This is a genomic window from Geomonas sp. (genome assembly GCF_056994735.1).
This window is the reverse complement of record NZ_JBXKJL010000290.1, coordinates 1-23367: the sequence shown is the minus strand read 5'-3', so window position 1 is coordinate 23367 and position 23367 is coordinate 1. Positions and strand designations below refer to the sequence as shown.

Genomic DNA, 23367 nt, shown 5'->3' with positions numbered 1-23367 from the left:
ATCCTCAAAAACAAACTTGCCGGCCACGCCAGGGGAATTTCACCGCACGAGGTGAAACGCAAACTTGATGAAGAGGACGACTTCGTCCTGCTCGACGTCCGCTCCCCCGCAGAGCATGGAGAAGTCGGTATAGACGGGGCGATGCTGATTCCGTTGGGGATGCTGCGGGAGAGGCTGGAAGAATTGCCCAGGAACAAGGAAATCATCGCCTTCTGCAAGATCAGCCTCAGAGGCTACGAAGCGCAAAAGATCCTGGATGCTGCCGGTTTTGCAGATGTCAAGTTCATGGACGGCGGTATCCTCGCCTGGCCCTACAACCTCAGAGGCGCCATTTCGAAGAGTTGAAGCCATCTCCTGTCGCTGGTTGTGATTGAAACAGGGAAACCGGCAGTGGCCGTAGTTGTGAGGGAACAATGGGAATACTGGTAGCTGTATTTTTTTTGGTCTGGCTCTTCATTGCCGTGCTTGCCTTCTATTGCACGACCAGAAAAGGGAACGGGTGCTACTTCAGGTAAAAGGAGGTCTGCGCAGTCCAGGTGTTTTCTCGCGGCTGCGAAGGAGCAATGTGTGATGGGAGTGCCACCGAAAACTCGGTTGTGGGTATTGCTTCTCTCGTTACTTTTCCTCTGCGCTGGGTGCGAGGAGCAGAAGGCGGTGAAGATAGGGAACGAGCCACCGCCGATCTCCGGTATGGATATCTACGGCAACAAGGTCAACCTGGCCCAGCTCAGGGGAAAGGTCGTCCTCCTTACTTTTTGGACCAATTCATGCTGCGGGGGCAGCATCAAAGAGCTGGAAACCCTGTACCGCAACTACAAAGACAAGGGATTGGCCGTATTGGCTATAAATGAAATGGATTCAAGAGAGGATGTCGCATCGTTTGCGAAAAGCAAAAACCTGACCTTCACGCTACTGGCCGACCGACGGTCGGCGTTCCTCAAGCAGTACCAAGTCTATGCCTTCCCTACCATTTTTATTATCGACGGCAACGGCATCCTCAGAGAGAAGATTCTTGGGGACGTCGGCACCAGCCAACTCGAGAAACTGGTGCTTCGCCAGTTCGACATGCGGGAAAAGGCTAAGGAGTCATATGAAAAAGTCCATCGTCGTTAGTATCGTAATTCTGCTCCTGTTTAGCGTCGTTTTTGCAGTGGCTACCGATATCGAACTGCACCCGTCGTGCGCCTTGTGCGGGATGGACAGGGCGAAATATGCCCAGAGCAGGATGTTGGTCGAATACGAAGACGGCACTTCGTCTGGTCTCTGCAGCCTGCACTGCGCTGCTGTCGAGTTCGCCAACAGCATCGACAAAACGCCGAGGCGGATAAGTGTCGGGGACTATGGCAATAAAAAGCTGATTGACGCAGAGAGGGCCTTTTGGGTTGTGGGGGGCAGGAAGCCGGGAGTCATGACTGCCAACGCCAAATGGGCTTTCGAGGAGAGAAGTGCCGCCGAGAAATTTATCAAGGAGAACGGCGGGGTACCGGCAAATTTCGACGATGCCATGAAAGCTGCTTACCAGGACATGTACCAGGACACAAAACAGATCCGTGACAGGCGCAAGATGAAGAGATCTCTCCAAAGGTAAGGATGGCCAGCATGAAAACGTCCCTACCTCGAATAACCGGCCTTCTTTTGGCAGCCTTCGTTTTCGGAGCATCGCTTTGCTCCGCCGCAGGCCCGACTCCACACAAGATCGGCCCCAAAGACAAATGCCCGGTATGCGGCATGTTCGTCGCGAAATATCCCGATTTCGCTGCCCAAATCCAGTTCCGCGACGGTTCCGCATGCTATTTCGACGGAGCGAAAGACATGTTCAAGTACTACCTGAACCTGTCCCGTTATGCACCCGACAGGAAGCCTGCCGACATCGCCGCCGTTTTCGTTACCAATTACTACGACCTGAACATGGTGGATGGAATCGCTGCATATTACGTCGTGGGGAGCGACGTGTATGGTCCCATGGGTCGGGAGCTGATCCCATTTGCCAAAGAATCGGAGGCTCGTGACTTCCTCAAGGACCACAAGGGGAAGACAATCATCCGTTTTCGGAATGTAACGCCGGCAATATTGAGGACTCTGGAGTGATGGCGCTGCGCCGCTCGACGGTGTATCTGGGATCGACCGGCGCGCTGATCCTGGTGCTGGCTGGGATATTCCTGCACGCCTGGGACAGGGTCCGGATCTCCCGACAGCTCTTCACTCGCAAGACCGCGCTGGTGCGGCGCCTGGAGCTGACCGACCTCTGCCTGTTTACCGAAGCCAGCTATACTCGGCACTTGAGCATGGCCGATCCTTCAACTCCTTTTCAAGATGCGCCCATGTCGTTGGAGCATTTTCCCACGGGCGCGCTAGCCGGACCACCACCTCATCTGGTGAAGACATGGCCAAAGTAATCGAACGCCATCGGCATATCATCGACTTCACCCTCTCTTCGCTCCTGCGGCGCAAGGCGAAAAATGGCGCGCTGCTCCTGGTGTATACCCTGATCGTCTTTATCCTGGCCTCGGTGCTCTTTTTCGCCCACGCCCTCAGGCGAGAGGCGGCCCTGGTGCTCAGTGCCTCTCCAGAGATCATCGTCCAGCGGACCCTAACCGGCCGCTACCACCCTGTGCCCATGGCCTGGGTCGAGAAAATCGGTCGGATCAACGGGGTCATCTCGGTCCGGCCGCGTTTATGGGGCTATCAATACGACAGCGTTTTCCGGGCCAATTACGCACTGATAGTCCCGGCCGAAAACCCGCCGGAACCAGGCACTATTGAGGTAGGCAGCGGCATATCCAGGACTCGCCATGCCTATCCCGGCGACACCATCGCTTTTACCGGGCATGACGGCCTGCCGCGCAGCTTCACCGTCAGAAAGGTTATTGACGACGAATCCGAACTGCTGGCCAGCGATCTTATACTTATCTCGGAGAAGGACTACCGCGACTTATCCGGTCTTCCTTCTGACCAGTCCACCGATTTGGCCCTGCGGGTGCGCAATCCAAAGGAGTACGCAACCATTGCAGAAAAGATAATCCGAATGTATCCAGACAGCCGCCCCATCGTGCGTACGGAAATCCAGCGCACCTATGACGCGGTCTTCGGCTGGCGCTCTGGGCTGGTGATCGTCATCTTCAGCGCCGCGGCCCTGGCCTTTGTCATCTTCGCCTGGGACAAGGCCACCGGCTTATCCGCAGAAGAACGAAGGGAGCTCGGGATCCTCAAGGCCGTGGGGTGGGAAACCTCTGACATAATGCTGATGAAATTTTGGGAAGGGACTATGGTCTCGCTGACCGCTTTCCTAGCGGGAACCATCTTGGCCTACGCCCATGTTTTTCTCACTTCGTCGGCCCTCTTCGCCCCAGTGTTGAAAGGATGGTCCACTCTCTATCCCACCTTCCGACTGACCCCCTTTGTCGACTTCGGCCAGATTGCCACACTCTTCTTCCTGACCGTCGTTCCCTATACCGTAACCACCATAGTCCCCTCGTGGCGGGCGGCAACCATCGAGCCCGATGCGGTCATGCGTTGAGGAGCCGCTTTGATATCAGCACGTAACATCAGCAAGATATACAACGCCGGACGCCCTAACCAGTTCGCCGCCCTGCAAGGAGTTTCGCTTGATGTGCGGCTGAATGAAACGACCGTCCTCAAGGGGCCGAGCGGCTCCGGAAAAACCACGTTGCTGGGGCTGATCGGGTGCATGGCCCGCCCCACCACCGGCCGCATCTTCCTCAACGAGCGGGAGATAACCAGCCTGCCGGAGCGATTCCTGACCGAAATCCGCCGCTCTACCTTCGGCTTCATCTTTCAGCAGTTCAATCTGATCAAGGGGATTTCGGCTCTGGAGAACGTCATGGCTCCGGCCTATCCGACCGGAGAAGACTTTTCGCTGTTGCGGAAAAGGGCGCTGGGAAAATTGGAGATGCTCGATCTCGGCGGGCGGGCCAACGCCAAGACAGAGTGGCTGTCAGGCGGCGAGGCCCAGCGGGTCGCCATTGCACGGGCACTGATAAACAATCCGTCCATAATCATAGCGGACGAGCCGACCGCCCATTTGGATACCCGGCTGTCGCTCGACTTCATGGGTATTATGAGGTCTCTGAAAGCATCGGGAACGACCATTATCCTGGCCAGCCACGATCCGATCGTCTACGATTCAGAGCTGGCCGACCGGGTCGTGGAACTCCGCGACGGTCAGGTTATCAACGCCGGAGCCGGTCCATGATTCTCAATCCGGGCATCCTGGCGCTCCTTTTCTCGTCCATCCTGATCAGCTTGATGGTGCTCTACGCTTCCTTCTACGCTGTTGTCATCCTGCGTCGCTGGGATATTGCCAGCGGCAGCGAGCAGCAACTGGTCCTGGAACGTCGGACGTACCTTATCTCCACCATAGTTGGCACCTTGCTGGCATTCCAACTCGCTTCACTGTTTCTGTTCATAAATACAGCCGACAGCATCTGTCACCTCTTCATCGGCGCCATGTGCGCTGCAGGAACCCTTTCTGCCAACAGCTTCGGCTACACAACGCTGCTGCTCAAGCTGATCACCTTCGTCCTGGCCGGTCTGTGGCTGATTCTGAATCATGCCGACAGCAAAGGATACGATTATCCATTGATCCGGGCAAAGTATCTGCTGCTTCTGATCATGACTCCGTTTATTGTGGCTGAGGCCGTGTTCCAGAGCCTTTATTTCCTCGGGCTGCGACCGGACATCATAACGTCTTGCTGCGGTAGCCTATTCAGTCAAGGGAAACGCGCCATGGCTTCAGAGATTCTGGCCTTACCAACCCTGCCAATGGAGGTGATCTTTTACAGTGGTATGTTCCTGACTTTGTTGGCAGGGGGAAGGCTACTTTTGCGAGGCAAAGGCGGTTATCTCTTTGCGGGGATGAGCGGAATCATGTTTCCCGTGTCCCTACTCTCCATCATCTCTTTCATTTCCCTCTACATCTATGAAATGCCTTCTCACCACTGCCCGTTCTGCGTGTTGCAAAGAGAGTACGGTTACATCGGATACCCACTATACGGGATGTTATTGCTGTCGACGCTGGCGGGACTCGGTGTCGGGATGCTGGAGCCGTTCCGCAACAAGAACAGCCTTCGCCAAATTATCCCGGTGATACAGCGGAGGCTTACAGTGGTGTCGCTGATTTCCGCCCTCATTTTCATCGGCATTACCACTTGGCGAGTCCTCTTCGCCAACATGAAATTGGCAAGCTGGTAATCCGCCCAGACGAAGGCAGACCACGACTGTCTGTGCAGGAGGATGAGTTTTTCATCTCCTCCTTATTCCGTCAGAAATGAGCCGGTAGCCGAGCAAGAGGAAAGGCCACCCGTGCCACAGCAGATCGAAGATGTCTACTGGCTTCTTCAGATGTCCAGATATCAGCATCCCAATCTTCTCGACGATGTGTGGTTGAGGGTAGAAAGGGGCGAACCCGAGCACCACAACCAGCATGAGGAGAAATGGATAGCTCAGTTTTTCTTTCATATGAGTGGAGGATAGGTAAGGAGCATTTGTGTGATTCAAGAACAGGAGAGTGTGAGGAAAACCAACGGCAGAGCAGGCTGCTCAAGTATCTCATCCTGCCCTGCCTCGTATAGTCGCCAACTGGCGACGTCAGAACCTTCAGCCTTTAGGTGTACAGGAATCTGATGACGCAGTTGTCGATGCAGAATCTGGTCCCGGTCCCTGAACCTCGGCGGAACCACAAGCAGGACATGTTGCTGCACCGACAGCTTTGTTGTCGGGCTTATCGAACGCATTACCTTCTCCATCCACTCCACATCGGAATTCCGTTTTCATCCCGCAGCTTCAGCGCCTGATCTCCCTTTTTCACTTCAGCGGCTATGATAGCGGGCTTGCCGCCTACCGTCACGCGAGAACCTTTAACCTCAAGTTGATCACCCTTTTCGATCCGAGTGTCCTGCCGCTCGATGTACCACGCAGGACCGAGGTGTACGGATATGGTTTCTTTCTCTGTCTTGAGGTCCACGTGGATCCCTGGTCCCATTCCTTTCATGGGGGTCATTTGATTCACAGCAACAACCTTACCAGTGACAGTCTCGACGGTAGATGGGTTATAGAGTCTACCATATGCCCCTTTCATTCCCCAACCACCGCTGCCTTTCCACCCTTGGGCTGACGCCGTAATCGCCGTCGTTAATGTCACCAACAGTATCGCACCCAGAAATCCAAGACACCTTCCGTTCATAAGACCTCCTTCGTTGCAGTATTGGTTCTTGAGAGTCGAGAACTATTTTAAGATTCTATAACCATTTCTCAATGATCACCCTGCAGAAAATCAACTACTGATGCTTTCGGGAGAAAGCTACCAGCGCAGCGATTCCCCAGCTCAATGCGGAGATAACTATGAGAACGGTCACGTTGCCCTCTTTTACGGCATGCAGTAGGGTCATTATATATTCAACAATTCATATGTCAACATGCTATATGAGGCCATGCGCGTAAGAGTCTGGAGAAGGCTCTTAAACCGGAGGACCAGTTTATGGGGTGGGCTTCTTTACTGAAGCAGCTGGTAGCAAGGGAGGCTGGAACGAGGAGCGCCATGTGCATTTTGAAGTGCTGATGACTCCTCATTAGTCAGTGGGCGTAGAGGAACCCCGGTCTGGATATGGGCGTAGTTACTGGTATCATCGAAGGTGGGGTTAGTATGCTAGCAGGAGTGCAAGGTGATGCCACGTTTCCAGTTTCGAAAGGTCGCGCCCCCTATTCTGGCAGGAATCATTCTGGCCATAGGTTACCTGGATTACAAAAGCGGGTTCAAGTTCAGCCTGTTTCCGCTCTACCTGGTCCCTTTGGTAATCGTTGCATGGCATGACACGAGGGCAGCAACAGCTGTGGTCTCTTTCCTCGCTGCGGCAATAGTCTTTCTCAAGGACACCTTTGCTCAGCACCCTCACAACCACGGATTTTACTTTTACTGGGATGAAGGGGTTAAGATCCTTCTCCTCCTAGCGGTAAGTTACGGGGTGTGGCAAATAAAGAAGCTACTTCTTGAAAAAGAGCAGGCGAACACGGAGTTAAAGCAGGCCCTATCGGAAATAAAGGAACTCAGGCAAATGATCCCAATCTGTGCCTGGTGTCATTCCATAAGAAACGATAGGGGCTTTTATGAGAGAATAGAGGTTTATCTAAGTAAGATAACGGGCGCAGACTTCACCCACGGCATTTGCCCCGACTGCGTTAAAAAGCACTATGGCTATCTGGGACGAGATGAGCAACAGGAGAGCCCCAAAGAAAAAGACGAGCCGAAGTGAGCTCCCCAGCAAACGGAGCACCATCCATGAATATTTTGGAGTTTTCCGCGACTACTTTCGTCGGATCGGTGGCGGCAGGATTTCTTGGAGCCCTAACGGGCCTGGGTGGTGGCGTAGTAATTGTCCCTCTGCTGGTTTTGCTACTCGGTGTCGACATTCACTACGCTGCAGGAGCGTCCCTGATATCGGTCATTGCTACGTCATCGGGATCGGCTGCTGCCTATCTGAAGGAAGGGTACAGCAACATCCGTATCGGAATGTTTTTGGAGACTGCGACCACTATAGGGGCCATCACGGGAGCTTTCCTAACTTCTTACCTCGAGTCATCGGTCATATCCAGCGTCTTCGGAGTCGTGCTCTTGTACTCTGCATACCTCTCTTTCCAGGGCCGGCACCGCGTCAGAGAAGAAGACACGCCTGCACCAATAGCTGATCGCCTTAAAATGAAAGGGAGCTACCCCACGCCGTCAGGACCTCGGGAGTATCATGCACACCGCATCCCGCTCGGATTCGGGCTTATGCTGATCGCGGGCATCTTGTCGGGACTTCTGGGGATAGGTTCAGGGGCCTTCAAGGTACTCGCAATGGATCGGGCGATGCGACTCCCCTTCAAAGTCGCGACCACAACAAGTAACTTCATGATAGGGGTGACCGCGGCGGCAAGTGCAGGAGTGTACTTGAACCGTGGGTACCTCGACCCGGGGTTGACCATGCCCGTCATGCTTGGAGTGCTGCTAGGGTCTGTGCTGGGCGTGCGGCAACTCTTTAAGCGGGAGACGGCGATACTGAAGATCCTCTTCAGCGCTGTCATTCTGGTCCTTGGGGTAGAGATGATATACAAGGCTATGACCGGAAGGCTGTGACATGGCGATCCCAGAATATCCTAAAGGCGAATCAGAATCTATTCTGGCATCTCTGTTGCGAAGCGGCGTTGTTGCAGCGGCAGCGGTGGTACTTGTTGGAGCTGTTTTTTATCTGTATCGGCATGGAATGTCCTTGCCTGACTACAGGGTTTTCCGAGGAGAGCCGTCAGACCTGCGCAACCTGCGCGGCATCATCAGCGATACGAGGTCACTGCATGGCCGTGGCATCATCCAGCTAGGACTCATGATCCTTGTAGCTACCCCCATAACGAGAGTCGCCTTTTCTATTCTCATCTTCGTCCGCGAACACGATGCGCTCTACACTGCCATCACCACCTTTGTTTTGGCTCTTCTTCTATACAGCCTCATGGGTGCCGGAAGCCATTGAGTTTGCCCCCACATAACCGAGGATCAGGGTCAGCGTCAGGCCGATGTCGTCTTTCCAGAAGAGGGTGATGATCGCCATAGGGAACTGCTTATTCGTTCGGTCACAGTGAAAGCTCGATGCGGAATTCCGCCCCCTCCCCCACGTTTCTCACCGTCAATGCCCCCCCCATGCTCTTCTCGATTATATTCTTGGACATGAACAAGCCGATGCCGGTCCCCTTGTCGGGCCCCTTGGTGGTGAAGTAGGGATCGAAGACCTTGGCGATGATCTCTTCATCTATCCCGCCCGCGTTGTCGACAATGGTGATCACCGCCCTGCCCTTCTCCTGGAAGAGGCTGATGGTGATCTTAGGAGATCGAATGTTTCTTTCCCTGAAAGCGTCCCGGGCGTTGGTGATGATATTCATCACTACCTGGGAGAACTCGTTGCGGTGGCCGTTGACAAAGAGCTCCTCGCTTTCCTTGAGCTCCAGCTCCACATCCATGGATTTCAAGCCGGCGTCAAGGAGGGACACCGTGGTGGCTATGGCGTGGTTCACGCTGAAAGGCTTCTTTTCCCTGTCTTCCTGCAGAAAGTCCCTGAAATCGTTGATGGTGTGGGACATGTGAAGGATGACGCGCATGGCTTTGGCTACTTCTGCCTCCAAATGCTCCCGGGTCAGACGGCCCGGCTCAAAGGTGAGGAGCAGTTGCTGGATCAGCAGTCCCAGGATGTTTAGCGGCTGGCGCCACTGGTGTGCGATGTTCCCGAGCATCTCTCCCATGGCGGCCATGCGGCTTTGCTGGATAAGGAGCTGCTCACTTCTCCTCAGGTTTTCCACTGCCGCGATCCGCTCCTCCGTCTCCCGGGTAAGGTTCTCGTAGGCCTGCTCCAGTTCGCGGGTGCGTTCCCGGACCCGCAGTTCCAGCTCGTCCTTGGCCTTCCTTAGCGCCTCTTCGGCCTGCTTGCGGTAGGTTATGTCTTCGATAACGGCGATCTCGTAGTCAGCGTCGCCCTCAGGGGTTCGCACCAGGGCAAGCGCCAGCCGCGCCCATACGTGGTGGCCGTCCTTGTGGATGAAACGCTTCTCCACGCTGTACGAATCGAGCTTCCCCGCCGCCATCTCCCGGAAGGGAATGAGGTCCAGATCGAGGTCATCGGGATGGGTGATTTTCGGCCACGGGATGGCCAACATTTCATCGGCGCTGTACCCCAGCATGCGGCAGAAGGCGTCGTTGACATCGATCCAGCACGCATCCCTGAACCTTACCCGCCCTATGCCGACGGCCGCCAGCTGGAAAATGGCCCTGAATTTCTTCTCGCTCTCGCGCAGGGCGTGTTCGGCCTTTTTGCGTGCAGTGATATCCTGGTTGATGGTGATGGCTCCGGTTATCTCACCCTTGAGGTTCCTGATGGGGACTGCCGAGTCTGAAATGATCTTCCGGGAGCCGTCGAAAGCTTCTATCTCGACCTCCATGTTGAGGGTGGTTTCGCCTTTGGTCAGCGCCCTGGCGCCGCCCCACTCTTCGTGCTCCACGGGTCTGCCGGTGTCAAGCCACCACCCCTGGTACTCCCCGAACCGCTCGATCCCGACGTAGCGGATGCCGCGCCAGATCTCCTGGGCAGCCTTGTTGGCGTGCGCGATGTGTCCGTCCCTGTCGAGTATCCATACACCGACCGGCAGATTCTCCAGCACAGTCCTAAGGAGCTCCTCGCTCTCCCTTAGAGCCTCCTGGGACCGTTTGGTCTCGGTTATATCCCGCAGGTTCAGCACCCCCATCCGGGGGTTGCCGTCACTGTCGCGAACCAGCCTCCCGCTGTAGGAGAAGACGCGTTGCCAGTTGCGGACCTTATCCCTCACCACCAGGTCCAGATCGCCCAGCTCTTCTCCCCGCATGAGACGGGGCACCGGCCATTGCTCTGCCGGCACGAGTTCACCGCTCAGTGTCAACATCTCGTAGTTAATGGAAAGGGAGCCCGCAGAAGCCAGATCATCCTCCTCTCCCGTCGCGTCATGCATCTCCAGGGCTTTTTTATTCCAAAGGAGAGCGCCGCTTTCGGGATCGATGACGACGAGGCCGTCGGCCATGTTCTCGATGATATTTCTAAGCCGGGTCTCGCTCTGCCGCAGCGCCTCCTCCGTCCGTTTACGATCCGAGGTTTCCCAGACCGTGCAAAGGAGTCCCAGACCGACGTCCCCCGGAAGTTGCACCGGATAAAGCGACCAGGTGAACGACCTTAATTCCAGAGGCTGGTCGGGAGCCCGCCGTATCAGGAACGGTTGGTCGACGGCATGGTACGGCTCGCCCGACTTCGCCACCTGGCGGAAGAGATTGTCCAGGTCGGGCTCGATGTCCGGCCAGATTTCGCCAAGGGTCTTGTTGAGCATCTCGAGTCCAGAAGCAAAGAGGGCATAGGCCGGGTTCACCAGCAGCACCCGCAGGTCACTCCCCCGAACGATAAGGACGCCGGCAGGAAGGTACTTCACAACGGTTTCGAGTAGTTGCCGCTGCAGTTGCAACTCTTCCGTCACCTTATCCCTGGCAGCAGCAGCAGAGCTCAGCCGCTTCCCGGTCAGGAAAACCAGGAACGAAAAGATGACCATCCAGGACAGGACCAGGATGCTGGTGCCGAAATACGGTTCGTACAGCCCGAGCCATTCACCCTGCAAACGCAGCCACCCCAAAAGGGCAGGTATTACCACGGCGGGGAGAAGGAGGGTCCTGATGGCGACCCCCCCGGGGTCCCTGGCGGTTACCGTAGCCATGAGGCCGCTTCGCGGCCGGGCGAAAAGGATGCCCAGGCCGAGAAGGAGTATGGCCACCGTTGTCTGCCAGGCAATTGCGGTGTACCGGGAGAACCCGTATAGCCCCTGTACGCCATACGCATACCCCAGCATGCCCAGCAGTGCGATGAGACACAAGACGATGCCCAAGACCTGGGCAGTGCGGACGGCGGCTTTCCTGCCTTGCAGGAGAAGCAGCGCCACCGCGCAGATGGTAAAGCTCGCGGCGGCGGGAGGGCCCATGCGGTTTGGGTTGGTGACCCCCAGCGCGCCGTTCGATTCCCGGGCCAGGATCTGATCGATACCGAGGTTCCAGCGGAAGAGGTGCTCAAGTAAGGTCAGCCCCCCGATCAGCAGGGCCAAAGTGGCGAGGGTGATGCAAATCAGGCGCCTGGATGGTACAACCGGTTGGGGGACCGTCAGTGCGAGGGCACTGCCACAGAAGACGAGGCAGAGGCTTGCGTTGGTTTTGATGGTGATGGCATGCAGGCCGAGATTGGTCATACCGCCTGAGAGCCAGGCAATAAGGTACCCTGCACCCATGAGCGCCGCGGCCATGCCGGCCACGACCGCGGCGATGGTCAAAGACCTCTCGATAGGATCTTCACCGTTTCTGGACTGAGACATCACAATTCCTGGCTGTAGCGGACAAAGGACAGCTCGGGGAAGTTCCGAGGCCGACGAACCTCGACATCCGGCATTGCGTGCTTCGACAGGCTCAGGCTTACATACAGAACCTCAAAAAGGGAACGGCTCTCCCTTTATCAGCTCTTCCCTTTCGATCAGACTCTTGATGAAAATGGCTGCGCTACTGACAAAGCGCCGGGCGACGGATCGGAACCTGCCTGTTTTCACGGCTCCTGTTCAAACAGGCTCTTGTCTACTCCGCATACCGGGCAGACCCACTCGTCCGGTATGTCTTCGAAGGAGGTACCGGGGGGGACCCCGTTAGCAGGATCACCTGCTTCAGGGTCATAGACATAACCGCAAACGGTGCAACGCCATTTTTCCATAACAGTCCTCCTTTTGGCTTATCGCAAGTTCTTCCAAACGATCGCAAACATTAATAAAAATAGCCACTGGCGCATGGATGTCAAGTTGAGGGAGTTGATGACAGGGACGAAACGGCTTCCAAAAATGTTTACATCGTATGTTGATGGGTGATAAAAACAGGGTCGGCAGATTGAGGGTCGGCAGATTGAGGGTCGGCAGATTGGGCCGCCGAGAACCACGATCTTACATCTCTTCAGGAGAAAGATGAAACGCATACTGGGAAAACTTGACCCCAGCGCGATCGCGTCGGAACAGCGTCCGATGCTGCGCTTCCTGGTGATCATGACGGCCGCCTCGACCATAGGCCTGCAGGGATACACCATCCTCTTCAACAACTTTGCCGCGGAAATGGTCCACCTCAATGGCAGCCAGGTCGGCATCGTGCAGTCGGTCCGGGAAATCCCCGGCCTTTTGACGCTGCTGCTGGTTTTCGTGCTGCTGGTGGTTCGGGAACACCGACTGGCCGCGCTCTCCGTCGCCCTGCTGGGGCTAGGGACCGGGATCACGGCGCTGATTCCTTCCTATGGCTGGGTCATCTTTACCACAGTGGTCATGAGCTTCGGCTTTCACTATTACGAAAGCACGAACCAGTCACTCACCCTGCAATATTTCTCGACCTCCGTCTCACCACTCATCTTCGGCAGGCTCCGCGCTCTCGGGGCAGTATCGAGTGTCGCCGCCGGGCTCATGGTTTACTGTCTGGGCGCTTTTGCGCAGTACAGGGAGATGTATCTGGTCATCGGGGCGTTGGTTCTGATTGCCGGGATATGGGGGCTGTCACAGGACCCAACACACTCAGGCGTGGTGCCCCAGCGAAAGAAGATGATTCTGCGCCGGAGATATTCCCTATTTTACATCCTGACCCTCCTCTCCGGAGCCAGAAGGCAGATCTTCGTGGTCTTCTCGATACTGCTCCTGGTGCAGGTATTCCATTTTTCCGTGCGTGACATGACGCTCCTGTTCATAGTCAACAACATCGTCGGGTACATTCTGAATTCCTTGATCGGGAAGGCCATCAACCGGGTCGGCGAGCGTTTCATCTCATCCATCGAATACACCGGCGTCATCATTATCTTCCTCGTCTACGCCTTCAGCACGTCCAAGTACCTGGTGATGTTCATGTACATCCTGGACAACATCCTCTACAACTTCGACGTCGCCATCCGCACCTACTTCCAGAAAGTCGCGGATCCCGCGGACATCGCGTCGTCGATGTCGGTCGGTTTCACCATCAACCATATCGCTGCTGTCTTCCTGCCGGCGCTGGGAGGGTTCTTCTGGATGATCGATTACCGCATTCCCTTTGTGGCCGGGAGCGCATTAGGCGTCGTGTCCCTCATTGCAGCTCAGTGGATGCGGGTGCCGGAGAAGGCGCAGTCTTCTGCTCCGGAGGTAATTGACGCCGGATCGATCGGGGAAGGTAGCATCGTGGCAGATGCGGGTTCGGCGGGATGAGGTAGGTGTTTGACAAGGGGGGGGACGCTGCATGCCAAGGCAGCGGCGGAGTTTTCCCCCTCGCCCTCCGGGAGAGGGGCGGGGGTGAGGGAAGCTGCCATCGTTGAGTTTTCGAACTCCATGGGGATTTGCTTTGTCGTTGCGAAGGCGTAAGAAACCACTGGAACAAAGGAGCCAAGAGATGTTCAAAAGGATCGACCACGTGGAAATCATCGCCCGTGACTTCGAGCAGTCCATCAAGTTCTACACCGAAATCCTCGGATTCAAAGTAAAAGAACGCATGCAAGTTGCCGCGCCTCCCCTGCAGGAGATCGCCTACCTGCAACTGGGGGACACGGTGCTGGAACTGATGCGGGTCGCCGATGCGGCCCTATCGACTGCCGAACCTTGGACTACCGGTTACCGGATGATGGCACTCGAGGTCGAAGACATGGACAGGGCGATCGAATACCTTGCCGGCAAGGGAGTCCCGGTGACCTGGGGACCGGTGTCGCTCGGCCCGTCCAAGCGAGCGGAAATTCACGACATAGACGGCCTGCCGATCGAACTGAGACAGTGGTAATAACGGAGGAAACAATGATTCCTGACAAGATGAAAGAGGGATTGGAGTAAAAAAAGACACCTGCAAGCTTAAGCCGGCAGGTGTCTTTTTATGGTCGATGGATTGAATCAACTACTTGAAGGTGGCCAGGACGTAATTGGCTATGGCGGTTGCCTCGTTATCCGGGACGGCCTTGGCGTCGAAGCGGGTCATACCGGGACCGGGATTCCTCATCTTCCCTACCACATCCTTTGCAGTCTTGATGCCGTTCGCTGCCAGTGCCTTTTTGCCGAGGGTTTTCTTGGGATTGACAATGTTTCCACCGTTGGGATGGCAGCTCGCACAGTGATTCAGGAACTCCGCCTTACCATCGATCTTTCCGCCCTTGGTGACGTCACACAATCCGGCTGTTGCCAGGATACTCAGTGAAAGAACGGTGACTGAAGCTATGACAATCTTTTTCATCCTGATTCCTCCTTGTTATGGCGGGCATGCCCCTGAGATATTGCGACAGGATTTGATATCCTGATACGACCACAGAGAAAGGCGGAATCAATGGTAAACTAGATTTTTCGTTTGTCAATCACCCTCGATGCCTTACCTTCCGCCCTCGGGATGCTGTTAGGTTCTACCAGCTTCACGGCCGCGCCGACTCCCAATACCGAATCGATCCGCCGCTCCACGTTGTCCAGAAAAGCCTTCTGCATCTTCATCTCGTCGAAGAAGATGTTCTCGGTGACCTCGATCCTGATCTCCAGGGTGTCCAGGGCTCCCTTGCGGTCCACCACCAGTTGGTAGTGCGGCTGGCACCCTTCCACTGCGAAAAGAACATCCTCGATCTGGGATGGATAGACGTTCACCCCCTTGATGATCAGCATGTCGTCCGAGCGCCCCATGGTCTTCTTCATGCGCACGGTGGTCCTGCCGCAGGCGCACTTGGCGTAGTCGAGCGAGGTGATGTCGCGGGTCCGGTAGCGGACCATCGGGAAGGCTTCCTTGGTGAGCGAGGTCAAGACCAGCTCGCCCACACTTCCCGGCGGCAGGGTCACACCGGTATCCGGGTCGATGATCTCGGCGATGAAGGAGTCCTCGGAGATGTGCATGCCGCACTTCTCCTGGCACTCACCGGCCACACCCGGGCCGATAACCTCGGACAGTCCGTAGTTGTCGGTGGCGGAGATGCCGAGTCTCGTCTCGATTTCCCGCCGCATGGCCTCGGACCAGGGCTCTCCGCCGAAGAGGCCGACCTTCAGGCAGAGGCTCTTCGGATCAACGCCCATCTTCTCCATCCGCTCGGCAATGGTGACGGCATAGCTGGGGGTGGAAACCAGGGCCGAGGTCCGGTAGTCCTGCATGATCATGATCTGCTTCTCGGTATTGCCGGCGCCCATGGGGATGACCGAGGCGCCGATCATTTCAGACCCGTAGTGCAGGCCGAAGGCGCCGGTAAAGAGGCCGTAACCGAAGGCGATCTGCACCACGTCGTCGTGGGAGACCCCGGCGGCGGTCATGAAGCGGGCCACGAGGTTGGACCAGACCTTGATGTCGTTCTTGGTGTAGCCGACCACGGTCGGTTTACCGGTGGTGCCGCTGGAGGAGTGGATGCGGACGACCTCGCGCAGCGGCACCGCGAACATGCCGTACGGGTAGTTGAGCCGCAGATCCTCCTTCGTCGTGAAGGGGAGCTTGGAGAGGTCGGAAAGGGACTGGACGTCTTCGGGGACGATCCCCAGCTCCTTGAACCTGTTCCGGTAGCAGGTTACGTTCTTGTAGACGCGGTTCAGCGTCGCCTGCAGCCGCTCCAGCTGGAGTTGTTCCATCTCCTCCCGCGGCATGCATTCGTACTGGGTATCCCAAATCTGCATAGCTTCTACCTCTCTAGAAAAACCTGTAAATTAGCGACGGAGACGCTGACAACACAATGAAAAGAAGGTAAAGGTGCCTCCCCCCTTTGACAAAGGGGGGTCGGGGGGGATTTGCTTCTGTCAGACGGAGCGAAAACCAAATCCCCCTAAGTCCCCCTTTTTCAAAGGGGGACTTTCTGCTGCAATCGGGGAAGGAGCCGCTCCCATCGAGCGCCTACCTTTCCCAAATTTCCTTCTTCTCGCGCCCAAGATAGGCGCGCTGAACATCCTTGTTTTCCAGCAACTCCGTTGCGACTCCTTCAAGTATCACTTTACCGGTCTCAAGGACATAGCCGCGGTCGGCGACCTTGAGGGCGGCGCGGGCGTTCTGCTCGACCAGGAGGATGGTGGTCCCCTCCTCTCCCCTAAGACGCTCGATGACCCGGAAGATGTCCTGCACAACGAGCGGGGCAAGGCCCATGGAAGGCTCGTCCAGCAGCAACAGCTTCGGCCGCGCCATCAAGGCCCGCCCGATGGCCAGCATCTGCTGCTCCCCGCCGGAGAGCGTCCCGGCAGCCTGGCGCCTGCGCTCCTTGAGACGCGGAAACATCTGGAACATCCGCTCCATGTCGGCGGCAATCTCGCCCTTCTGGCCGCCCGCCCGGTACCTGAGGTAGGCGCCGAGCTCGAGGTTTTCCTCGACGGTGAGGGGGTTGAAGACCTGCCTCCCCTCCGGCACCTGCGAAAGGCCGAGGGAGACGACACGGTCGGCACCGAGCCCCGTCACGCCCTTCCCTTCCAGCAGAATCTCCCCGCTCGCAGCGGGAATGATGGCGGAAAGGGTGTTGAGGAGCGTGGTCTTTCCCGCGCCGTTGGCACCGATCAGGGTGACGATCTCGCCCTTGTTGAGGTGCAGCGATACGTTCTTCAGCGCATGCACCTTGCCGTAATAAGCATTCAGGTTCTTTATCTTAAGCATAAATTCTCAGCCTTATTGTTCTCCCCCCTTCGACAAAGGGGGGTCGGGGGGGGGATTTGCTTCTGTCGGACCAAGCGAAAACCAAATCCCCCTAAATCCCCCTTTTCCAAAGGGGGACTTTTAAACCTACTCCGCTTCCCCGAGGTAGGCAGTCACCACCGCCTGGTTATCCTGGATCTCCCTGGGGGTCCCTTCGGCAAGCATGGTGCCGAGGTTCAACACCACCAGAGCGTCGCAGATGTCCATCACCAGGTCCATGTCATGTTCGACCAGCGCCACGGTGATCCCGAGGTCCCTGATCCTCTTGATCAGTTCGGCCAGTTCCGCGGTCTCACGGCTGTTAAGGCCGGCCGCGGGCTCGTCCATCAGGAGGAGCTTCGGCTCGAGCGCCATCGCGCGGGCGATCTCAAGGAGCCTCCCCTTCCCGAAGGAAAGGGTTCCGGCCTCGACGTCGGCGAGTTCGGGGATGCCGACGAAATCGAGGAGTTCCTTGGCCCTCTCCCTGATGCGGCGCTCCTCGCTCATCTGCCAGGGCATCCTGAAGGCGCAGGAGAGGATACCGCAGCTACTTTGGGTGTGAAGGCCGACCATCACGTTCTCCAGCACGGTCATCTTGCCGAAGAGTTCGATGTTCTGGAAGGTCCGCACCAGGCCGAGACGTGCGCGCTGCTCGGGCGGGAAGGCCGAGATGTTCTTCCCCTCCAGCAGGACCGCCCCCTGTGACGGCGGATAGATCCCCGTGGCGACATTGAAGAGGGTGGTCTTGCCTGCGCCGTTGGGGCCGATAATGCCGGTGATGGATCCCTTGGCTACCCGGAAGGAGATCCCTTCCAGCGCGGTCAGGCCGCCGAAGCGCTTGCCTATGCCGTCGAGATTAAGCATTGGACCCCCTTGCCGGCACCAGCCTCCTGAAGAGTGCAGGAATGCCACGGACGAGGCCGCCGGGGAGGTAGATGGTCATGGAGATGAGCAGGAGCCCGTAGACGATGATGTCGAAATCCTGGAAGGCCCGCAGCATCTCCGGGAGCAGGGTCAGGAGGAGTGCCCCAAGGATGGAGCCGTAGATGCTTCCCAGTCCGCCGATCACCACCATGGTCAGGAGCTCGATCGAGATCGCGAAGCTGAAGGAGGTCGGCGAGATAAAGGTCATGACATGCGCATAGAGGCTGCCGGCAACGGCGGAGATGAGGGCCGAGAGGGTAAAGACCTGCACCTTCATGAGCCGTGCGTTGACGCCCATGACCCGCGCGGCAACCTCGGAGTCGTGGATGGCCCGCAGGCCGCGCCCGACGCGGGAGTTCACCAGGTTAAGTGCCAGCAGGATCACGACCAGGGCGAAGGTCCAGACCAGGTAGTAGTTCTTGAGATCGGAGTCGAAGGTGAAGCTGCCGACGGTAAGGTTGGGAATGCCGGAAAGGCCTGAGGGGCCGCCAGTGAGATCGATGGTCTCGTTGAACCCGATGTGGGCGATGACTCCGACGCCCAGGGTGGCCATCGCCAGGTAGTGCCCCTTCAGACGCAGCACGGGGAAGCCGACGGCAAAGGCGAAGGCCGCGACAGCGACGGCAACCGCAGCCATGGCCAGCCAGGGATTCATGGCGAACTTGGTGGTGAGGACCCCGGACCCGTAGGCGCCCAGGCCGAAGAAGGCGGCCTGGCCAAGGGAGATCTGCCCGGCGTAGCCCAGCAGAAGGTTCAGTCCGAGGGCCAGCATGCTGTTGATCCCCACGAAGACGAGCACGTTGGAGAGATACCCGCCGGAGAGAGGAAGCGGAGCCACCAGCACGACCAGGGTGAAGATCAGGAATTTGATTCTTTCAGATTTCATAAAAGCCGACACGTTTTCCGTTTATGGTTCGGTTCGACGGCGGCAACGGTTTTCTCCGTAACCTTCCGTCTCTCCGTGGCAAAGAGGCATTAGACCCTGTCGGTCTCACCCCTCTTGAACAGGCCCTGCGGCCGGATGAAGAGGATCAGCAGCAGGATGAAGAAGGCGATGGCGTCCTTGTAGCCGGAAGAGATGAGGCCGGCGCCAAGGGATTCCAGCACGCCAAGGATCAGCCCGCCCAGGACGGTACCCAATCCGCTCCCCATCCCCCCCATGATGGCGGCGCAGAACCCTTTCAGCCCCAGCATGATGCCGACATCGTAGGAGGTCATCGTCAGGGGCGCGATGATCACGCCGGCCAGCGAACCGAGCGCCGAACTGATGATGAAGGAGAGGAGGACCATCCGCCCGACGCTGATCCCGACGAGGTTCGCGGCGCGCCTGTTGAACGAGCAGGCCCGCATGGCCTTGCCGTTGATGGTGTGGTGGAAGAAGAGCCGGTTCCCGGCAATCACCAGCAGGGTTACGCCGAAGATCCAGAGATGCTGGGGAAGAAGGGTAGCGCCCGCCACGTTTATCGGAGTATTGCCGGAGAAGGGGGGGAGCGCCTGCGTGTCCTTGCCCCAGAGAAGCATGACCAGGCCGCGGATAAGGATGCTCGCCCCGATGGTGATGATGATGAGGGACAGGGGGGTGGCATTTTTGAGCGGCCTGATGGCCAGCCGCTCGAAGACCAGCCCGACAACCGTCGTGCCCGCTACTGCGACAACGACGGCTATCAGGATGGGAAGCTTCAATGCCGAGATCGAGAAGATGGTCAGCACCCCGCCCAACATGACGAACTCACCCTGGGCGAAGTTGATGATGCCGGTGGAGTTGTAGATGATCGCGAAGCTGAGGCCTATCAGGGCATAGATGGCGCCGGTGGCAAGCCCTGACAGGATGTACTGCAATGTTTCGAGTGATAACTGCATGAATCCTCTTTACTTGACCAGCGCCCAGTCTTTCTTCTTCACCTCTACCAGGACGAAGGCGTCCTTGGTCAGACCGGCATGGTCGCGGGCGGAGTAGTTGAAGACACCGCCGATGCCGGGGAAGTTCCTGGTCGCCTCGAGCTGGTTACGGATGGCAGCCGGGCTGTCCCCTCCCCTCTCGATGGCGCCTTTGAGAAGCATGACGGCATCCCAGGCGTGGCCGCCGAAGTGATCACCCTCGGCTTTGAAGTGGCGCTGATAGTCCTTGATGAAAGAAAGAAGCGAAGCCTTCTGATGGTCGGTTTTGGGGAGCAGATCGGCCACCAGTACCTTCCCGGAGGGGAGCCTGATCCCTTCGGCCGCTTCTCCGGCCAGATCGATGAACTTCTTGGACGAGACGCCGTGGCTCATGTAGAGCGGAATCTTGATGCCGAGCTGCTTGGCGTTCCTGGCCACGACGGCCGGTCCCGGGTTGGTTCCCCAGCAGATGACCGCCTGGGCCTGGGTCCCGCGGATCTTGGTCAACTGCGAGGTCATGTCGGTGTCTTTGGGGCCGTAGGTTTCATCCGCCACGATCTGCATGCCGTGGCTGGCTGCCTGGGCTTTGAGCTGTTCCCGACCGGAGGAACCGAAGGAGTCGGATACCGTGAGGATGGCGACCTTGGTCCTCCTCTCCTTCTTCAGCTGGTCATAGATCTTGGCGACCGCGAGCGAGTCGTTCTGGGCTGTCTTGAAGACCCATTTCTTGACCGGGTCGGTGATCTTGATACCGGCTGAGCAGGAGACCAGCGGGATCTGGGCCTTCTCCACGATCGGGATCACCGCCATGGTATCGCCGGTGGTGCTGGGCCCGATGATGGCGACCACGTGGTCGTTCTTGATCAGCTTGTTGGCGAGCTGGACCGCCTTGGTGGCGTCTCCGCCGGTGTCATAGCTGACCAGCTCGAGCTTGCGCCCCTTGATGCCGCCGGCTTTGTTGATCTCGTCCACCACCATCTGGGCGGAGTTACGCTCCGGCTCTCCCAGGAAGGAGGCGGGACCGGTGACGGAGAAGAGGCCGCCGATCTTGATCGGAGCCGCGGCCAGCGCAGCCGTGGACAGGCATAAGACGGAAAAAGATACGAGAGCAGACGCAAGAAGTTTTTTCACGGACGTTCCCCCCTAGGATTTCATTTCAATGCACTATTGCCCAGTTACCCTTGTCGATGCGGACCATCTCGAAAGCGGAGAGGTCGAGACCGTTGTGATCGGCAGGGGTGATATTGAAGATACCGGAGACGCCGACCATCCTGCCCCCCCTCTCGATCCCGTCGCGGATCTGTGCCGGGGTGACGGCTCCCCTCTTGATGGCACCCGCCACCATCTGGAATCCGTCGTAGGCGTAGCCGCCGAAGGTGGAGGGCTCGACGCCGTACGCCTTTTTGTAGGAATCGACGTACTCCTTGAGAAGCTTGGCCTGCGGATCATTCTTTTTCAGCAGGTTGTAGACGGCGAGCTTGCCGGCGGGGAGCATGACGCCCTGTGCCGCGTCTGCGCCGGCCAGTTCGATGAACTTTTTGGAAGCAACACCGTGGCTCTGGTAGAGCTGGGTCTTGATTCCGAGCTGCTGCATGTTCCTGGTGATCACCGCGGGTCCGGGGTTCGTGCCCCAGCAGATGATGGCGTCAGGCTTGGCAGCCTTGATCTTTGTCAGCTGCGGCGTCATGTCGGTGTCCTTCGGCGAGTAGACCTCGTCAGCGACGATCTTGAAACCGCGCTTGGCGGCCATCTGTTTCAGCTGCTCGCGCCCGGAGGAACCGAAGGAGTCGGAAACGGTGATGATGGCGATGTTCTTCTGCTTCCGCTTCTGGGCCTCGATCAGGATCTTCTCCGCAGCCACGTGATCGTTGGCCGGGGTCTTGAAGACCCACTTCTTGACCGGGTCGGTGATCTTGATGCCGGCAGCGCAGGAGATCAGCGGGATCTGCTCCTTCTCGGCGATGGGGATAATGGCCATGGTCTCGCCGGTGGTGCTCGGCCCGATGATGGCGGTCACATGGTCGTTCTTGATCAGCTTGTTGGCAAGCTGTACCGCCTTGGTGACGTCCCCGCCGGTGTCATAGGTAAAGAGTTCGATCTTCGATCCATGGATGCCCCCCTTGGCGTTCGCCTCCTTGACCAGCTGTTCGAGGGTGTTCTTCTCAGGCTCCCCGAGGAAGGAGGCCGGCCCCGTGACCGAGAAAAGGGCACCGATCTTGATCGGCGCGGCGGCGAGTGCACTAGCGGCAGTGCAAACAAGCATCATGAAGCAGACAACAGCAAAAACCTTTTTCATTCGACAAGCCCCCTGTGGTTTCATTAAACAGCTATTTGATATAGCCAAACTGAGGATCTGCTGCTCCCCCTCCGGCAGGGGGGCTTGTCTCTTGCTCCCCCTGTACCGAAGGAGCCGTGCCTGTTGCTATCGCTCCCCCTTGGGTTGGGGGATTTGGATCTACATGCTGTACAATCTCTCGCCGGGGAGGACGTTGAAGCCCTTCTCCGCCAGCGTAGCCAGGGCCTTCTGCGTCTCGTCGAAGCGGAAGATCATGACCGCGTTCTCGCCGCAGCGCTCGACGAAGGCATACATGTATTCGACGTTGATGCCGTCCTGGTCCAGGACCTGGAGGATGTCGGCCAGCCCGCCGGGACGATCGGGAATCTCGACCGCCACGACCTCCGTCTTGTTTACCGTGAACCCTTTCTCCTTCAGCACCCCCCTCGCCTTCTCGCTGTCGTTCACGATCAGGCGCAGGATACCGAAGTCGGAAGTGTCCGCAAGGGACAGTGTGCGGATATTGATCCCGGCATCTCCCAGGATCCGGGTGACCTCGGCCAGTCTGCCAAACTTGTTCTCGATGAATATGGAGATCTGTTCCACGTGCATGAGTGTCCCCCTTTACGCTTTCAATTACATTTGCCTTCAGGAATCGTTCACTTCTGCTTCAGCCTCTGCTTCAGCCTCTGCTTCAGCTTGAGCCTCTGCTTCAGCTTGAGCCTCTGCTTCAGCGCTGAACTTGCACCACCCTAAGAAGGTGTTCACACGTCCCCCCCTTGTCAAAGGGGGGACAGGGGGGCCTTTGTCGGCCCCGGAGAGTCAAAAGCAATCCCCCTAAATCCCCCTTTATCAAGGGGGACTTCACATTCCCCCCTTTTTCGAAGGGGGACTTCACATCTTCCCCTTTTCAAAGGGGGACTTCTTTAGGCCTTGTTGCGGTTGTCGATGACCCTCTTGGCCTTCCCTTCGCTGCGGGTGATGCTCTTTGGCTCAACCAGCCTGACGCGGCAGGTGACGCCCAGCATCTCCTTGATCTGCTTCTCGATCCGGGAGGAGAGCGCCTGGAGGTGCTTGACCTCGTCGGAGAAGATGTCCTCACCGACCTCGACCTGGA

The 23367-nt window shown here is 57.5% G+C and carries 26 protein-coding genes and 1 pseudogene; 13 read left to right on the top strand and 14 right to left on the bottom strand.

From position 1 onward, the window contains the following. The 8 genes from AC11W3_RS12700 to AC11W3_RS12665 form a co-directional block, all read left to right on the top strand. On the top strand, nucleotides 1-345 hold a 345-nt coding region (locus AC11W3_RS12700; protein WP_484093114.1), incomplete at its 5' end, for a rhodanese-like domain-containing protein. 309 nt (nucleotides 346-654) lie between these two features. Next, nucleotides 655-1113 (top strand): peroxiredoxin family protein, encoded by a 459-nt coding sequence (locus AC11W3_RS12695; RefSeq protein ID WP_484091184.1) that lies wholly within the window; start codon nucleotides 655-657, stop codon nucleotides 1111-1113. After that, nucleotides 1091-1588 (top strand): nitrous oxide reductase accessory protein NosL, encoded by a 498-nt coding sequence (locus AC11W3_RS12690; protein ID WP_484091183.1) that lies wholly within the window; start codon nucleotides 1091-1093, stop codon nucleotides 1586-1588. Before AC11W3_RS12695 ends, AC11W3_RS12690 begins: the two co-directional genes overlap by 23 nt. Before the next feature lie 11 nt (nucleotides 1589-1599). Continuing rightward, entirely contained in the window at nucleotides 1600-2088 is a 489-nt protein-coding gene (locus tag AC11W3_RS12685; RefSeq protein ID WP_484091182.1) for a nitrous oxide reductase accessory protein NosL, read from the top strand. Beyond that, on the top strand, nucleotides 2088-2396 hold the full coding sequence (locus AC11W3_RS12680) for a hypothetical protein (RefSeq protein ID WP_484091181.1): 309 nt from the start codon (nucleotides 2088-2090) through the stop codon (nucleotides 2394-2396). Before AC11W3_RS12685 ends, AC11W3_RS12680 begins: the two co-directional genes overlap by 1 nt. Continuing rightward, nucleotides 2384-3517, top strand: coding sequence for an ABC transporter permease (locus AC11W3_RS12675; RefSeq protein WP_484091180.1), 1134 nt, complete (start codon nucleotides 2384-2386; stop codon nucleotides 3515-3517). Before AC11W3_RS12680 ends, AC11W3_RS12675 begins: the two co-directional genes overlap by 13 nt. 9 nt (nucleotides 3518-3526) lie before the next feature. Next, nucleotides 3527-4213: an ABC transporter ATP-binding protein gene (locus tag AC11W3_RS12670; RefSeq protein WP_484091179.1), complete on the top strand. Its 687-nt coding sequence runs from the start codon at nucleotides 3527-3529 to the stop codon at nucleotides 4211-4213. After that, nucleotides 4210-5211, top strand: coding sequence for a hypothetical protein (locus AC11W3_RS12665; protein WP_484091178.1), 1002 nt, complete (start codon nucleotides 4210-4212; stop codon nucleotides 5209-5211). The genes AC11W3_RS12670 and AC11W3_RS12665 overlap by 4 nt, the downstream gene beginning before the upstream one ends. A gap of 51 nt (nucleotides 5212-5262) precedes the next feature. On the opposite strand, the gene AC11W3_RS12660 is transcribed toward AC11W3_RS12665, so the two are convergent. Together AC11W3_RS12660 and AC11W3_RS12655 are read right to left on the bottom strand one after the other, a co-directional pair. Beyond that, nucleotides 5263-5478, bottom strand: a complete 216-nt coding sequence (locus AC11W3_RS12660) for a hypothetical protein (protein WP_484093113.1) — start codon at nucleotides 5476-5478, stop codon at nucleotides 5263-5265. A 274-nt stretch (nucleotides 5479-5752) separates the two neighbouring features. Beyond that, nucleotides 5753-6202: a MamS/MamX family magnetosome protein gene (locus tag AC11W3_RS12655; RefSeq protein ID WP_484091177.1), complete on the bottom strand. Its 450-nt coding sequence runs from the start codon at nucleotides 6200-6202 to the stop codon at nucleotides 5753-5755. Nucleotides 6203-6683: 481 nt separating this feature from the next. On the opposite strand from AC11W3_RS12655, the gene AC11W3_RS12650 reads away from it, so the two are divergent. From AC11W3_RS12650 to AC11W3_RS12640, 3 genes are read left to right on the top strand one after another with little or no spacing between them, the layout of a single operon-like run. Then, nucleotides 6684-7268, top strand: coding sequence for a hypothetical protein (locus tag AC11W3_RS12650; protein WP_484091176.1), 585 nt, complete (start codon nucleotides 6684-6686; stop codon nucleotides 7266-7268). Between the two features lie 26 nt (nucleotides 7269-7294). After that, nucleotides 7295-8131, top strand: a complete 837-nt coding sequence (locus AC11W3_RS12645) for a sulfite exporter TauE/SafE family protein (RefSeq protein WP_484091175.1) — start codon at nucleotides 7295-7297, stop codon at nucleotides 8129-8131. 1 nt (nucleotide 8132) lies between these two features. Further along, nucleotides 8133-8519: a DUF1634 domain-containing protein gene (locus tag AC11W3_RS12640; RefSeq protein ID WP_484091174.1), complete on the top strand. Its 387-nt coding sequence runs from the start codon at nucleotides 8133-8135 to the stop codon at nucleotides 8517-8519. A gap of 100 nt (nucleotides 8520-8619) precedes the next feature. Here the strand turns inward: AC11W3_RS12640 and AC11W3_RS12635 are convergent, their stop codons facing one another. Together AC11W3_RS12635 and rd are read right to left on the bottom strand one after the other, a co-directional pair. Next, nucleotides 8620-11910, bottom strand: coding sequence for a PAS domain-containing sensor histidine kinase (locus tag AC11W3_RS12635; RefSeq protein WP_484091173.1), 3291 nt, complete (start codon nucleotides 11908-11910; stop codon nucleotides 8620-8622). Between the two features lie 224 nt (nucleotides 11911-12134). Then, a complete protein-coding gene (rd, locus tag AC11W3_RS12630) occupies nucleotides 12135-12296 on the bottom strand; it encodes a rubredoxin (RefSeq protein WP_484091172.1) in 162 nt (53 codons plus the stop codon). Nucleotides 12297-12540: 244 nt separating this feature from the next. On the opposite strand from rd, the gene AC11W3_RS12625 reads away from it, so the two are divergent. Continuing rightward, entirely contained in the window at nucleotides 12541-13791 is a 1251-nt protein-coding gene (locus tag AC11W3_RS12625; RefSeq protein WP_484091171.1) for an MFS transporter, read from the top strand. A 181-nt stretch (nucleotides 13792-13972) separates the two neighbouring features. Beyond that, nucleotides 13973-14353 carry a VOC family protein gene (locus AC11W3_RS12620; RefSeq protein WP_484091170.1) on the top strand — a complete coding sequence of 127 codons (381 nt, stop codon included), beginning with the start codon at nucleotides 13973-13975 and terminating at the stop codon, nucleotides 14351-14353. Nucleotides 14354-14464: 111 nt separating this feature from the next. On the opposite strand, the gene AC11W3_RS12615 is transcribed toward AC11W3_RS12620, so the two are convergent. The 10 genes and pseudogenes from AC11W3_RS12615 to AC11W3_RS12570 form a co-directional block, all read right to left on the bottom strand. Beyond that, nucleotides 14465-14797 (bottom strand): c-type cytochrome, encoded by a 333-nt coding sequence (locus AC11W3_RS12615; RefSeq protein WP_484091169.1) that lies wholly within the window; start codon nucleotides 14795-14797, stop codon nucleotides 14465-14467. Nucleotides 14798-14895: 98 nt separating this feature from the next. Beyond that, nucleotides 14896-16197 (bottom strand): phenylacetate--CoA ligase family protein, encoded by a 1302-nt coding sequence (locus tag AC11W3_RS12610; protein WP_484091168.1) that lies wholly within the window; start codon nucleotides 16195-16197, stop codon nucleotides 14896-14898. Nucleotides 16198-16411: 214 nt separating this feature from the next. Continuing rightward, the gene (locus tag AC11W3_RS12605) at nucleotides 16412-17155 is read right to left on the bottom strand and encodes an ABC transporter ATP-binding protein (RefSeq protein WP_484091167.1); all 744 of its coding nucleotides are present in this window, start codon (nucleotides 17153-17155) and stop codon (nucleotides 16412-16414) included. 126 nt (nucleotides 17156-17281) lie between these two features. Continuing rightward, complete coding sequence (locus tag AC11W3_RS12600; RefSeq protein WP_484091166.1) at nucleotides 17282-18037, bottom strand: ABC transporter ATP-binding protein; 756 nt, start codon at nucleotides 18035-18037, stop codon at nucleotides 17282-17284. Continuing rightward, a complete protein-coding gene (locus AC11W3_RS12595; protein WP_484091165.1) occupies nucleotides 18030-18983 on the bottom strand; it encodes a branched-chain amino acid ABC transporter permease in 954 nt (317 codons plus the stop codon). Before AC11W3_RS12595 ends, AC11W3_RS12600 begins: the two co-directional genes overlap by 8 nt. Before the next feature lie 89 nt (nucleotides 18984-19072). Further along, complete coding sequence (locus AC11W3_RS12590; protein ID WP_484091164.1) at nucleotides 19073-19957, bottom strand: branched-chain amino acid ABC transporter permease; 885 nt, start codon at nucleotides 19955-19957, stop codon at nucleotides 19073-19075. Nucleotides 19958-19966: 9 nt separating this feature from the next. After that, nucleotides 19967-21106, bottom strand: coding sequence for an ABC transporter substrate-binding protein (locus AC11W3_RS12585; RefSeq protein WP_484091163.1), 1140 nt, complete (start codon nucleotides 21104-21106; stop codon nucleotides 19967-19969). A 25-nt stretch (nucleotides 21107-21131) separates the two neighbouring features. Then, nucleotides 21132-22271, bottom strand: a complete 1140-nt coding sequence (locus AC11W3_RS12580) for an ABC transporter substrate-binding protein (protein WP_484091162.1) — start codon at nucleotides 22269-22271, stop codon at nucleotides 21132-21134. A gap of 159 nt (nucleotides 22272-22430) precedes the next feature. Next, nucleotides 22431-22862 (bottom strand): ACT domain-containing protein, encoded by a 432-nt coding sequence (locus AC11W3_RS12575; protein WP_484091161.1) that lies wholly within the window; start codon nucleotides 22860-22862, stop codon nucleotides 22431-22433. Nucleotides 22863-23176: 314 nt separating this feature from the next. Beyond that, nucleotides 23177-23367, bottom strand: a pseudogene (locus AC11W3_RS12570) (phenylacetate--CoA ligase); the annotation flags it as partial.